Source organism: Paenibacillus woosongensis (assembly GCF_030122845.1).
GTDB classification, from domain to species: Bacteria; Bacillota; Bacilli; order Paenibacillales; family Paenibacillaceae; genus Fontibacillus; species Fontibacillus woosongensis_A.
Genome location: NZ_CP126084.1, coordinates 424,755 through 438,495, shown reverse-complemented (window position 1 = coordinate 438,495; position 13,741 = coordinate 424,755). Strand labels below are relative to the sequence as shown.

Below are 13,741 nucleotides of genomic sequence, written 5' to 3'. Positions count from 1 at the left end.
ATACTCTAAACCGGATGAATATCCCATTTTCGCAGCATCGTTACTTTGCTGTCGCCAGTCGAGAACAGCTTAATGCCCCGGGAATCAGCACTTGGATAAATCCGTGCCGTCATCACCACTTCTCCATCCCCAGCGAATACCTCCACCGAGGATTTATCCACGAAAATTCGCAGCGACAGCTTACCCTCTTGAAGAGGCACAGCTGCTTTACGCTGGCCGCCCGGTCCGATGCCTGCCCGCTCCCGATCGAGCAGCAGCATTCCAACTTCCTGTTGATAAGCTATAACCGTCTCTTCTTGACCCGCTTCATCTGTTCGAAGCTTCAGGCCAAATTCCCCAGCGTTCCCGGCTTCGAACTCGACTTGCAGCTCGTAGCTGTCGCCGGAGATCGCTAATTCCCTCTCCCCGCTCAGTTCAATATTCGCCTGCTCATAAGCGTTGCTGCGCCTCGACTCAATCTCTTCCACGGGGCTGAACAAAATGCGGTCGCCATCCAGCTCCGCAACGCGCGGCAAGCTCATCGCGCCTGCCCAATGATGGCCTTGCTGGGTTGGCATGTCCTGCTCCCACATATCCATCCAGCCGATCACGATGCGTCTTCCCCGGTCATCAACCGTGGACTGAGGTGCATAGAAGTCGAAGCCATGATCGACCTGAGCGTAACGCTCGAACGCAAAGGCCCCGGCTTCGGAGTCGAATTCGCCCACCATATACATGTTGGAATGAAGATTGTTGTATTGCTCGCCCTGCGCCGGCATGCGCTGCGGCGACATCATCAGAATAGCCTTATCCCCCAGCAGGAACAAGTCCGGACATTCCCAGTTGTCGCCGAAGGTACCATCGCTTTTGGCCAATATGTTAACAAACGTCCAGTTCAGCAAGTCCTTGGAGCGGTACAGCAGTACAAGACCGTTGCCCTGTGCATCATTCGAGCCTAAAACCACATAGTACTGGTTATTGTACTCCATTACCTTAGGATCGCGGAAGTCCTTGCGGCTCACTCCTTCCGGGATTTGATCACGGCCGATGATCGGGTTGCCTTCGTATTTGCGGAAATTCACCCCATCCTCCGAGATCGCCAGTGCCTGAACCTGCTCATAGTCCTGATCCTGGTTCGGACCGGTCAGCACATGTCCCGTATACAGAAGAGCAAGCTTGCCCTCTTTGGCAATCGCGCTGCCGGAGAAACAACCGTCACGGTCGTATTCTTCATCCGGTGCTAACGCCACAGGGAGATACCTCCAGTTTACAAGATCCCGGCTGACGGCATGGCCCCAATGCATCGGTCCCCATACTGGTTTATAGGGATAGTGTTGATAGAACAGGTGGTATTCCCCATTATAATGAATAAATCCATTCGGATCATTCATCCAGCCGAACTCGGCCATCAGGTGGTAGTTCAACCGGTAATCGTTCTTCAGCAGATGCTTTGATTCCCTAATGAACTCGTTAGCATCATTCAGCGTATACATCCTCTGAGTAGTCATAGTTCCTCCCATACAAATCCTTTATTTAATAGAGCCCTGCATAACCCCTTGAATGATATATCTCTGAGCGAATAGATAGACGAGCATGACCGGTAGTATGGTAAGCACCAATCCGGCCATCAATGGCCCGTAATCCACGGAATACGTCCCATAGAAGCTGAACGTAGACAGCGGGAGCGTCCGATTATGCGGGGATACAAGAATAAGGGACGGCAGAAGAAAGTCATTCCAGATCCACAATACGTTCAGGATTGAAATGGTCGCGGTTGTCGGCGCCAGCACAGGGAACACGATCCGAAAAAATGTTTGCGTGCGCGTGCAGCCGTCGATCAAAGCCGCCTCCTCCAATTCGGCAGGTACGCCCTTTACGAATCCATGATAGATGAACACCGCCAGCGGGCTGCCAAATCCTAAATACATGTAGATGAGAGCCCACTTGTTGTCCAGCATGTTTAGCGTTCCATATATTTTGACCAGTGGAATCATAATCGCCTGGAAGGGAATAATCATCGCAGCAACCATCATCATAAAAGTATACTGATTAAATTTAGTCTGATTGCGCACGAAATAATGCGCCGTCATCGCGGCAAACAGCGAAATTAACGCTACGCCTAGAACCGTTACGGTCAACGAGTTTATGAACGAAGCGGTATAACTCATTTTCTCAAATGCGTTGCGATAGTTCGTCCAATCCAGGCTCGGCGGCAGGGATAGCGGATTTGAGGTAATCGCCGTATTGGCCTTGAACGAGTTAATTAGTAGAAAGATAAATGGAAAAATAAATAGTGCGAGCACTAGAGCTAGTCCAACCGTTTTCAACCATACCCCAGCGAATCCTTTACGAGCCGTGTCCATTAGGCCTCTACCTCCATCTTCTTCCCAAAATACACCTGAAGCAGCGTAATCACTGCGACCAGAAGGAAGAGCACTAGCGCCTCCGCTTGTCCTAGGCCGTAATCACGGGAGAGGAACGCTTTTTCATAGACATGCATCGACACCATTTCCGTGCTCTTGAAGGGGCCGCCCTTCGTCAGCGACAGGTTGACGTCATAGACCATAAAACCGCGCTGCAGCGTCAAAAATATACAAACGATAAACGAGGGAACCATCAGCGGCAAAGTCATCGTCCGCAGCTTCGTCCAGCCATTGGCGCCATCGATGCTCGCTGCCTCCAATATATCGTTAGGGACGCTCATGAGCCCAGCGATATAAATGACCATCATATACCCGGCGTACTGCCAAATGGTCACAATGATGAGAGCCCAGAAGGCTTTCTGCGGATCAGCCAGCCAGGATGTGCTGAATAGCGGAATTCCCGCCTTCTCTCCTATGAATACCAGAACATTTGAGAAAATAAACTGCCAGATCAGACCGAGCACGATGCCGCCGACCAGATTCGGTATGAAGAACCCGGCCCGGAATATATTCTGGCCTTTCAATCCTCTCGTTAGTCCAAAGGCTAATAGAAAGGCAACGGTGTTGACCAGGATGACGGTAAACAATACATATTTCAGCGTCAATCCGAAGGACTTCCAGAAGACCTCGTCTTGAAACACTTTTCCATAATTCTCGAACCCTACTAGCGTATGTGTCGTCGCGATACCGTCCCAATTCGTGAAGGTCAGATAAATACCATAAATAAATGGAACGATCATTACGGTAAGAAAAGCGAATAAGGTCGGGCCGGTAAACAGCAATCTCGTCCGAAGCCGTGGCCACCATTCCTTTTCTTTGATCATAACGATTCCTCTTTTCCTCTGTCATTGTGAAGAAAGCGATGGATAAGATACACGATGTGCTCTTACCCATCACTTCATCTTGTCATCTGATGTAAATAGATTACTTCACGCTTGTCCAATACTCTTCGATTTCTTTAATCAATGTAGCCCGATCGCCGGAATCGTTTAAATATTTCTGCATCGAAGCACCGACCTTGGCCCAGTGATCCGCGGGAAGAGTACTCATGGACTCTTGGGATTTGCCTCTGGCGATGTAGTCCTGAATGGACTGGCCGAGCGGATCAGCGGCCGGAATCGTGATATTCTTAAACGCCGGAATAATGCTTGCTTGGTTGACCAGGAAGTCCTGGCCTTTCTCCTCGTATACAATCCAATTCAGGAATTTCTTCGCCGCTTCCTGCTGTTCAGGCGTACTCTTCTCTTTATCTACAATGATCCGCTTGGAAACCGCTGATGAAATTTCCTGATTGCCGTAGTCTTCCGGGTTGTTGCTGATCGGTACTGGCAGGAAGCCGTAAGCTCCGTTTGCGGTGTCGAAATCTTGAATTTGCGGCCAGGCCCAGTTGCCTTGGAACCAAATGCCCACCTCGCCTTTGCCGAGCACTTCAGGGCCGCGCTCATATACACCCGCTAATGGAGACTTCTTGTCGATATTGTATTGTTTCATCATATCGAATGTATCCAACAGGCCATTCAGTACAGCATTACCCAATAAGTCTTCTGTGCCGGCCTTCAATGAATCCATGAATTTGTTCACTTCGGCCATGTCCTTGTTCTGTCCGGCATAAGCCAAGGGCAGGAAGTGGGCGCCTAGCGACCAATCCATTGGAGAGATGATCAGCGCCTTTTTGCCGGACGCTTCAATCTGCTTAAACAAATTTTCCAGATCATCTCTGGTCTTCACCGTAGACGGATCGAAGCTGCCGCCCGCCGCTTCATCAAGAACGGCTTTGTTGTAAATGAAGCCATAGCCTTCGATCGCTAGCGGGAAGCCATAATTCTTGCCATCGAATGTCGTCAGGTTCGTCGCATTCTCGACGGCATCCGCATTCCACTTCTCCTCGCTCAAATCAAGAATCCGATCCTTAAACTTCTCTACATCCCCTGTATCGAGCATCATCATCGTTGGCGGATTTCCCGAGGCATACAAAGTGGAAGCCCGCTCGAATGGAGAGGTGCCTGCCGGAGCAGCCATGATTTCCAGGGTGATATCCGGATTATCCTCGTGGAACGCCTTTGCTGCTTCTTCAAGCTGAGTCTGGATTTCACCTTTTGAGTTCAGTAGAGAGATTTTAACGGCTTTGCCCGACGCGTTAGCTCCGTTACTGCCCGTCTCACCACTGAGGGAATTGCCGCCGCTCCCTCCACAGGCCGACACAATCATTGCCAAAAGTACAAAAATTACTGTCACGCTCAACCCATTCAATCGTTTCATTGCTTTCCCCCCGTTAATTAAGTTACTGGAAACTAATGGTTCATGTTTGGTGTGGCAAGCGCTTGAATCACTTGCCGTAATGTAATCGCTTGCAGCATGCTTGCAATTAAGATTGTATGTCAAACCTTTAACATATGTCAATCGTTTGACATAAATTTTATAGAAATTGATCTGATTTTGTCGAATGTTTTATTCGTGATGATGATGCCACAAAAAAAACGCATCCATTTGATGGTGCCAAATGAACGCGTTTATTAAATCGAATATTATGCTGTTCCTCGCACAATTAATTCCACGGGCAGTGAATTGGCGATCTCCACTGGCTCTCCTTCTACCTGCCTGCTAAGAACTTCTACCGCCATCCTTCCGAACTCGTCAATCGGCTGACGGATGGTAGTCAGCTCCGGCGTGAACCAGCGTGCTGCGTTCACATCATCGTAGCCGATAATTTTGACATCCTCTGGCACCCGTTTGCCTGCAAATTCGCATTCTTTTATCGCGAATGCCCCGATAATGTCGCTTGTCGCGAAAATTCCATCAATCTCGGGATTGGCGGTTAACAGCTCCCGCAGCAGCTGCTCATATCTTGCTTGGTCAAATACGTTCATATCCGTCTGGATAATAAGATGCTCCACACCGTGCCGCTTAACAACATCCCTGAATGCATCCGTCCTGCGATTTGCCAGCAAATCGAGCTGTAAATTACCGCATATATGGGCAATCTTGCGGCAGCCCTGGCTGATGAGCCTTTCTGTCGCCAGCCTGCCTCCTTCATAGTTATCCGAGCTAATGTAAGGAATATCCTCCCCGATCTGGCGGTCAAACGTAACGATCGGCGAGCGGAGATTGCGGTATTCATCAACCTCCAGCGTATGGCTTCCCATAATGATTCCGTCCACCCGGTTGCGGCGCAGCATTTCAATATAGTCCCGTTCCTTGACGGGATCAAGCTGAGAATTGCACAGCAGCACTTTATAACCCTTCAGATAGGAGTAATACTCTATGCGATCCGCTAATTCGCTAAAGAACGGATGAGATACGCTGGGCACAATCAGGCCTAGAATATTCGACTGCTTGCGAAGCAAGGAGCGTGCGATCTCATTCGGCTGGTATCCCAGCTCGTCCATGGCTGCAAATACTTTGCTGCGGGTAGTTTCGCTAATATATCCCCTGTTATTCATTACGCGGGATACCGTCGTTACCGATACCCCCGCCCTTAGTGCTACATCATGAATCGTTGCCATGATCTTCCTCTTTCATCTAACCGTATTTGTCTATACTCCACTATAACCGAAGGGTTACGCGTGGACAAGAAATCCAGGCGTAAACCAGCCCTGTTTCTTAGAGAAACAGGGCTGGTTTACGATATGCCTTCTACACTTCCCTCCGCCAATATAAGCAGAACTTACTTCAATAACGAAGAAACGGAATCCGCGTCAAATTTCTTATTTTTGTTTCTATACATCATGTACACAGCTATGGTACCGAGAACCAATAGAACGATAGACAGCGCGCTCCCCTCTATGCCAAAGCCCCCTCCCGACAGCCAGGCCGGGCCTTGGTCAACCGTATGAAGCAAAGAGTAATCCCGCATCGTCCCCGAGACATTGAAGCCATATATATAGCCCTGAAAATAGTTCCAGGTCAAGTGCAGGCCGATCGGCCACCATAATCCTCCGGTGACCTCGCGAGCCACCGCCATAATGACGCCAGCCATAATCAAGTTGATGACCGGCAGCGGCGAGCTGAACATGCCCGGATTCAGGCTATGTAGAAGCGCAAACAGAATAGAGCTCACTACGATGGCAGTCGTGCTTCCGTAATGATGGCGCAGCAGTCCCTGAACATATCCGCGGGAGTATATTTCCTCGGATACCGCGACGCCCACGAACAGGAGAACTCCCTTAAGCATAGGAACCAGCATTTCCTGATCCCTTTCGGCCAATTGCCAGGAAACCCCGCCGAAAGCCCAAATCAAAACAGCAGAGGCTGAAATAAGAATGATGCCGGCCACGGCGCCATGCAGAGCATACACTGCTCCCCGCCGCTGCCTGAGCCCGATTGCCCATCCCTTCTTCCGTTCAAAGAACGCATACATCGCATAAGAGCTCGCTATAAACAAAATCAGTTGCAAATACTGGACCAGCAGGCTCTCCCCGATCGAAGCCTCCAGCTCAGCCAGGTTCATCCCTCTAGCCACGCCTATGGCTGCAAAAATAAAAGAGACGATAATCATAACAACCATGACCATAACGAAGCTTAATGCAATCTTGCCTGCTACAGAGGCATGAGTTTTCATAAGCACCTTCCTTAGCGCAGGCAATCCGGACGAATGCCTGCAAATTTTTTTTTCGTTATCACTATATCCTTGGATGCTTTATGCTGTCAATCCAAATTATGGGCAACCAAATGCGACATATACTCGAAGGCTGTCGTCCCGTAAATGTTCTTGAAGTGCCTGTTCAAATGGGCTAAATCCACAAATCCACACTCGCTTACCGCCAAGTAAATATCCTTGCTCTTCTCAATTAGCTGCTTGGCGCGCTCTACCTTGCAGTTCAAATAATACTGATACGGTGACGTTCCCGTATTCGCCTTGAATGCGCGGATGAACTGATATTTTGACATTCCAAACAACATGCTAACGTCATCCAGCTTCAATACCTGAGTCACATTGCCCTGAATCACTTCCTTAGCCTTTCGGGCAAACGCATGATCCTGACGGTCTGCCGTCCGCATCTCCACCTCGGAAAAATGACCTGCCAGCCCCAGCAGCAATTCATGGCAAAGCGCCTCCGGCCTGCCGCTAAAAATCGCGTTCGTCAAATTCAGAATGCTTTGGCGCAATCCGGCATGATAGACGATCGGTTTGTCGAACAGGACAAACTCCTTTTGTCCCAGCAAGTCCAGAAAAAGCTTGGGATGAATATAAACCATCACATAATCAATCCCCGATCTTTCCTGTGACCGCCCGTCATGATTCTGCTCCGGGTTGAACAGCATCACGCCGTTCCGGTGAGAGGATTGCAGGCTGCCGTCCAGATGGTATTCCTGAATGCCGCGCAAGGTGACGCCAAGGGCATACTCCTCATGGCTATGCTTCTTATATTGAAAATCGGCAATGCTGGCCGATAGTACGGTGATCCCCGCCGATTGCCTGTATATGAACCGTTCCACTTCCTTCACCCCTTTGCAAACTCAGCGATCCCGGACACCAGGAACGCGGAGTAAACTAGAAACAAAGCCGTTATAATGTTCGCTGTCTTCTGATATTTTTGCATAAATTTTCTGAAAAGAGTACCGAACATCGCCCAGGTCACATAAGCTGCTAAACCAATAAGCGATACGATCACGACAAATACGGACAACATCAGCCTCGACGTGTAATAAGGCATCACGTAAGCCGGAATCACGGTCAGCGTAAACAGGACGACCTTCGGGTTGGCGAACTGCATCCCGAAGCCGGAGGCAAATGTTATGGCCTGCCCGGCTGATTCCTTGGATACATCCATTCTATATATCTGGTAAGCGAGATAGAGCATAAATATGCTGCCGGCTACCCGCACCACGGACAAAAATGGTGGCAAGCTCGCTGCCAGCACATGGTTCAGTATAACAGACGCCACAACTAGCAGGAAAAAAGCGAGAGAGGCCCCGGCGATATATTTCATCGTTTTTCTCGTCCCATAGTGATTAACCGCAGCCAGGATAAGAATATTGGTTGGCCCGGGCGTAAACGTCACGATAACACAGTAAATCAGAAATGAGGTCATGTTCATTAAGCACTGCTCCTTAGCTCCTTCACAAGGGAAATTACCTTGCATTATAGAGCTGCATGTGACGTCAGGCATAGTATATTATTGCACCCCCGCTTCATGAATCACCGGGATATCCTGTTGCCAAACCGCGTTTAGTCGTGTACGATTGAATCGTGCACGACTAAATTAAGGAGGTTTCGCCGTGAATACCGTGTATGATTTCCAGGTTACAATGACGAATGGGGAGCAGAAATCGCTCCAAGATTATAAAGGACAGCCTTTAATCATCGTGAACACGGCCAGCAAATGCGGGTTTACCCCCCAATTCGGCGGACTCCAAGAGTTATATCGTAAATACAAGGACCAGGGATTGGTCATTCTGGGCTTCCCCAGCGATCAGTTCAACAACCAGGAGTACGATAACATTGAAGAAACCACGCAATTCTGCCAGATCAACTACGGTGTAACCTTTCCGATCTTTGCGAAGGTCGACGTCAACGGGAAGCATGAAGATGCGTTATTCACGTTTTTGAAGGAGCAGCAGAAGGGCCTGCTGTCCAGCAAGATCAAATGGAACTTCACCAAATTCCTCGTCGATCGCGAGGGGAATGTTGTGAAAAGATACGGCCCAACGACCCCGCCAAACAAAATCGAAGAGGATTTAATCCCTTTGCTGTAATTCATTTGAGACACTTCATGACCATACCAACCTACGGATGAACAAGGTGAACATTGTGGAAGATTTTTTGACGCTCAAGAAACAGCTCTGCTTCGCAGTATACGAGACCGCCAGTGAATTCAACAAGCTCTATGCCGGAGTGCTCCAGCCCTTCGGGCTGACCTACCCTCAGTATTTAGTGCTGCTCGCGCTATGGGAGAGGGACGGGATCACCGTCAAGGAGCTAGGGGAGAAGCTTGATCTGGGCACCGGCACATTAACTCCTATGCTTGCTCGAATGGAAGCCAACGGCTGGCTGCAGAAGCGGCGCTCCCAGGTGGATGAGAGGAAGGTATTTATCCATCTTCAGCCCAAAGCCTTCGAGGAGAAGGCGCATATTACACTGAGGATCAGTGAGGAAATTCGTGCCTGCCAAATCGGACGGGAGGAATATGAGCAGCTGCTGCAGCAGTTGAACGATCTGCACCAGAAGCTGCAAGAACGCAATTCATAAAATTGCGAGTGGAAATTGAAGAAGACGCCAACCCTGCGGTTAGCGTCTTTTTGCATACCATGAAAGTTCACAGGATTTACCCCGCTGCTATTACTAGCATTCGCAAATCACGGCCATTAAACGAGTTCCTGCTCCGCCTGCCAGCCGTTGATTCTGCGGTACTCAGCCGGTGTTACGCCGTTATGCTTCTTAAAGGCTTTATAAAAATACGGATTGTTGGAAAATCCGGCCTGTTCGGCAATTTCCCCGATTGGATCCTCGGTTTCGACGAGCAGCTCACGTACCTTGTTCATCCGAACCTCCTGAATATAGCCAAGGATCGTCTTCGATGTCGTCTGCTTGAAGATCCGGCCGATATAGTCGGCCGACAGCCCTAGCTCATCCGCAAGCATATCCAGTGACAGGCTCGAATCCATATACTTCTCGTCAATCAGCTTCATGATCCGTTCCGACACGTCCTCTTGCCTCGTTCTCCCCTTGTTCTCCTCCATGTGCTTCTCCAGACGGTCGAATAAATGCATATAGCGCCCCATGAACTCCTCCAGCGTCTCGTTCCATTCATGCTGATACAGCGGCATCGAAGGAATCGCCAGTTCACCCGCCACGGAGAGGCGACGTCCCATCGAACGAATGGCGTTCTGCAGCGCAAAGGACAAATGCGATACCGCAAGCTGGAACGACATGTAGGAGTAATTCTCCGTATCCCGGATAATTTCGCTGAACAGCTCCTTTACGGCCGGAATCCGTTCGAGATACAGCTCGTCAATCAGCTGCTTCTCCTTATCCAGGGGATATTCATATGGTTTTGCTTTCTTCAGCTCCACGGTCTCCGAGTCAATGATACTACCCGGGCCATGGAATACGCGGGAGAAGGAAGCCTCGATCGCCTGCAGGCACAGCCCGTGGACAGCCTGGATGTCCTCGCCGATCATGCTGGTTGAGACCGTGATCGACAGCTTTAAATATTGAGTCACCGCCGCTTGAATCCGACCGGCATGCTCAAGAATCGCTTCGCGCTCATACTCCGCTCCCTCGTCCCTGGCCTGCACGATTACAGCAATACGGTCATCGCCAAGCACGACGCCGGCAGCTGCAAACCCGGCCTCGTTCAGCATTTCCTGGGCGATGTTAAGCACCCCGAACCGCAGCAACTGCCGATCCTCCACCGTGTAAGCTTCGATAAAGGAGCGGTAATCATCCACCGTCATCAGCAGCACGCGTACCGGGGAGTAGGGGTCAAGCCCGACCCCATAACGGGCAAAGCCGGTCTGGACACGATCCGGGTTCCGGTCGGCATCCCCGTGCAGCAGCCTGCGCAAATATTCATATTTCATCGATTGCAGGCTGTTCCTCTGCTCCGCTTCCAAATTGCCCAGGCGGGACAGCTTCTTGCTGAGCCCGGAGAACAATCGCCGTGATACGAAATAGGATATGCCCAGCCCGGCCAGCAGAATGGAGACCGTGATGATAATCGTCTTCCCGCGCAGGATGTCGATCCGTTCAGAAATGACCGTGTACGGAAGAATCCGGACATACCGCCAGCCCAAGTAATCCGGCTCCGTGTAAGTAACCAAAGATTTCACGCCGTCCACTTCCTCCACGAAATAGCCCGAGGAGTCCGGGTCGGCCAAAATCCGGTTAATATACGAGGTCCCCTTCATATCGGTGAGCATAGGGTATTTCCAGCTGCTGGAGACGAGATAGCCGCCCTTATCCAGTAAAAAAGTGTTCGCTGGATCGCTCGTCAGGGAGCCGTCGATATGCTTATGTAATTGTGTTTCTTTAATGTTGACCACAATGGCGTTTCTGTTCGCCTTCGGCATCAGCGTATCGTACAACAGGAAGCTGTATACATCCCGCTGCTTCTCGGCAATATTTCCAGCGAGCCCTTCAATGCTGAGCTTGCGGGGGATTGGCATCAGGGAGTCATAGGCCTCCAAATTGCCAAGCATCTCCCGCATTTCATGATCGTAAAACTCCGACTCATCGAATACCGTAGCCACGCTCATATCCGTACTCACATAGAACGTATGCGCTTTGGCGTTATAGACATAAATCGAATCGATGAAAGGCGAAGTCTCCCGATAATTGGTCAGCTGCCGGACGGCTGTAGAAATCTCCATCGGATGGACATCGGCAAAGTTCAGCAGGTTGGCGATATGCTGGTCGCTATATATTTGTTTGGCGAATGTGGAAGCCGTGACCGCCATCACCGATGCCTCCTGAGTGGTCTGGGAGAGGCTGTTCATCGTCTGATCGTAGGACTGCTGAAGCGCAATTCGTTCAAAATTAATGTAGAGAATACCAGAAAGAACCGTGATGGTTAGTACGATCGACAGGGTCATCGCCAGAAAAATTTTCCCGTAATAGCGCGTATCTTTTCGACTAAGCAATCCTATCCCCCCTTATTCCGCTCCTTTGGAAGATTCCTTGACGACTAGCTTCGCATCGACTTTAAAACACCGCTTCTCCGCCCACACATTGTCGTTCATCTGATCGATCAGCTTCTCGGCCAGCACGGCCCCCATCGCATAAAGCGGCTGCTCTACCGAGCTGATTCTTGGCTTCACATAGTTAGTCAGCCTGATGTTATCCACCCCGGCGACCGCCAATTGATCGGGAATGGATATTCCCAGTTCATTGCAAGCCTTGTACACCCCAAGTGCCATCTCGTCGTTTGCGGCGAATACGGCCGTAAAGTCAGCCCCGCTGCTGCACAGTCGATGGAAGGCCTCGCAGCCTCCCTCCTCCGAGAAATCGCCGTTTTCGACCAGAGCGGGTTCAAATGGGATCCCGCATGTTTTAAGCGCTTTCACATAACCCTCAAATCGCTCAATACTGTCCGTCGCATCCGCATATCCGCTAAGAAATGCGATTTTTCGGTGCCCCTGCTCCGCAAGATGGAAGACCACCTCCTGGGCCAGCTTGATGTTATCCGTAAAAGAACAAGGAATGCGCGCGTGCTCAATTTTCCGTCCAATCAGGCCCACCATATAGCCGTTATCGGCATAGGCTGCAATCTCCTCATCCGATAAATTCGGCGTTACAAGGATTAGAGCGTCCACTGTCCGGTTCATGAGCAAGGAGAGGAACTCCCGTTCCTTCGCCTTCTCGTTCTGCGCATCGCAAATGAGGACGTTATAATGGAGCGAATTGGCCATGTTCTCGATGCCTTTGATGATTTCCGCATAATAAGATACGCGCACATCGGAGACGACGACCGCCAGATTCATCGTTTTGCGGGAACGAAGCTGCTTGCCCATATTATTAGGAATGTAATCCAGCTCCCGGATGGCCTGCAGCACCCTTTCCTCCGTCTTGGCATTTACGAGGTTGCTGCCGTTCAGCACGCGGGATACCGTAGCGGGCGACACATTGGCTCTCCTGGCAACATCGATGATTTTGCTCTCCTTCATAATCACGGACTACCACACTTTCAATCATTATTGCTTCTATTATAAAATTGAATGAAATCGATTTCAATTGTTTAATTGGCTTTTTTAATAAAGGCTATGTTAATCATTAATTGCTGATTACTATAAAATAGAAAACCGCTGAGCCTGTCGGTTTGGTTTTTTCATTTTCTTTTGCAATTTATCCTTTATACGGGCACATTTATTCAAATGTAAAAAATTATGTCTCGTTGCTGGCATTAGCACAAGTCCGGCAATTGTCTTCTTGCCCCAATAATTGGCAATGTCGCTTGCTTCTTGAAGAATGGCATTTTCATCAAACAACCTTTGGAGTCTACAATCTTGAACTTTATTTCTGAACTCGCCTGGTTGCAGTGACGAAACGATTTGCCGGGTTTGTTTTCCCACAGCTATTCTATATTCTAATAGTGAATCTATATTAATAACTGAACTTAGTTCTGCGATATCGTCATCACTCATGCTGTTTCCGCTATAGGTCCAGAACGAAATCCTCCAAAGTATGGATGCAGTCGTTACTCATTTTCGCTGAGTACAACAAAGCATGGTGATTGAGAAATAGCTCCATCGCTCGAGCATGTTCGTTTGGATTTAATATGACTTCAGTTAACTTCTTATGGTTTTCATTCCAAAGCCTTCTTTGCTCTAAATCCATTGAAACCAGCTCCAAAATTAAAGTACCAGACCTATTTTCTTATTCGACGCTGTGTTTTCATATT

The 13,741-nt window shown here is 49.5% G+C and carries 13 protein-coding genes; 2 read left to right on the top strand and 11 right to left on the bottom strand.

The features are described 5' to 3' along the window. Positions 1–5 precede the first annotated feature (5 nt). The 8 genes from QNH46_RS02020 to QNH46_RS01985 all read right to left on the bottom strand — a co-directional run bounded on the left by QNH46_RS02020 (position 6) and on the right by QNH46_RS01985 (position 8,440). Positions 6–1,472 (bottom strand): glycoside hydrolase family 32 protein, encoded by a 1,467-nt coding sequence (locus QNH46_RS02020; protein ID WP_283928320.1) that lies wholly within the window; start codon positions 1,470–1,472, stop codon positions 6–8. Positions 1,473–1,508: 36 nt separating this feature from the next. Beyond that, positions 1,509–2,342, bottom strand: coding sequence for a carbohydrate ABC transporter permease (locus QNH46_RS02015; protein WP_283926698.1), 834 nt, complete (start codon positions 2,340–2,342; stop codon positions 1,509–1,511). Next, positions 2,342–3,226: a carbohydrate ABC transporter permease gene (locus tag QNH46_RS02010; RefSeq protein ID WP_055106998.1), complete on the bottom strand. Its 885-nt coding sequence runs from the start codon at positions 3,224–3,226 to the stop codon at positions 2,342–2,344. Before QNH46_RS02010 ends, QNH46_RS02015 begins: the two co-directional genes overlap by 1 nt. 100 nt (positions 3,227–3,326) lie before the next feature. Continuing rightward, positions 3,327–4,661, bottom strand: coding sequence for an ABC transporter substrate-binding protein (locus QNH46_RS02005; RefSeq protein ID WP_283926697.1), 1,335 nt, complete (start codon positions 4,659–4,661; stop codon positions 3,327–3,329). Positions 4,662–4,927: 266 nt separating this feature from the next. After that, positions 4,928–5,905 (bottom strand): LacI family DNA-binding transcriptional regulator, encoded by a 978-nt coding sequence (locus QNH46_RS02000; RefSeq protein ID WP_283926696.1) that lies wholly within the window; start codon positions 5,903–5,905, stop codon positions 4,928–4,930. Positions 5,906–6,066: 161 nt separating this feature from the next. Further along, positions 6,067–6,960 (bottom strand): CPBP family intramembrane glutamic endopeptidase, encoded by an 894-nt coding sequence (locus QNH46_RS01995; protein ID WP_283926695.1) that lies wholly within the window; start codon positions 6,958–6,960, stop codon positions 6,067–6,069. A gap of 86 nt (positions 6,961–7,046) precedes the next feature. Then, a complete protein-coding gene (locus tag QNH46_RS01990; protein ID WP_283926694.1) occupies positions 7,047–7,838 on the bottom strand; it encodes an AraC family transcriptional regulator in 792 nt (263 codons plus the stop codon). A gap of 5 nt (positions 7,839–7,843) precedes the next feature. After that, on the bottom strand, positions 7,844–8,440 hold the full coding sequence (locus QNH46_RS01985) for a LysE family transporter (RefSeq protein ID WP_283926693.1): 597 nt from the start codon (positions 8,438–8,440) through the stop codon (positions 7,844–7,846). A 181-nt stretch (positions 8,441–8,621) separates the two neighbouring features. Between QNH46_RS01985 and QNH46_RS01980 the strand changes: the two genes are divergently transcribed. After that, entirely contained in the window at positions 8,622–9,098 is a 477-nt protein-coding gene (locus QNH46_RS01980) for a glutathione peroxidase (RefSeq protein WP_283926692.1), read from the top strand. Positions 9,099–9,135: 37 nt separating this feature from the next. Continuing rightward, on the top strand, positions 9,136–9,591 hold the full coding sequence (locus tag QNH46_RS01975) for a MarR family winged helix-turn-helix transcriptional regulator (RefSeq protein ID WP_283926691.1): 456 nt from the start codon (positions 9,136–9,138) through the stop codon (positions 9,589–9,591). Positions 9,592–9,707: 116 nt separating this feature from the next. On the opposite strand, the gene QNH46_RS01970 is transcribed toward QNH46_RS01975, so the two are convergent. The 3 genes from QNH46_RS01970 to QNH46_RS01960 form a co-directional block, all read right to left on the bottom strand. Then, positions 9,708–11,984: a helix-turn-helix transcriptional regulator gene (locus QNH46_RS01970; protein WP_283926690.1), complete on the bottom strand. Its 2,277-nt coding sequence runs from the start codon at positions 11,982–11,984 to the stop codon at positions 9,708–9,710. Positions 11,985–11,996: 12 nt separating this feature from the next. Continuing rightward, a complete protein-coding gene (locus tag QNH46_RS01965) occupies positions 11,997–13,007 on the bottom strand; it encodes a LacI family DNA-binding transcriptional regulator (protein WP_283926689.1) in 1,011 nt (336 codons plus the stop codon). A 120-nt stretch (positions 13,008–13,127) separates the two neighbouring features. Further along, positions 13,128–13,484, bottom strand: coding sequence for a hypothetical protein (locus QNH46_RS01960; protein ID WP_283926688.1), 357 nt, complete (start codon positions 13,482–13,484; stop codon positions 13,128–13,130). Between the last annotated feature and the right edge of the window lie 257 nt (positions 13,485–13,741).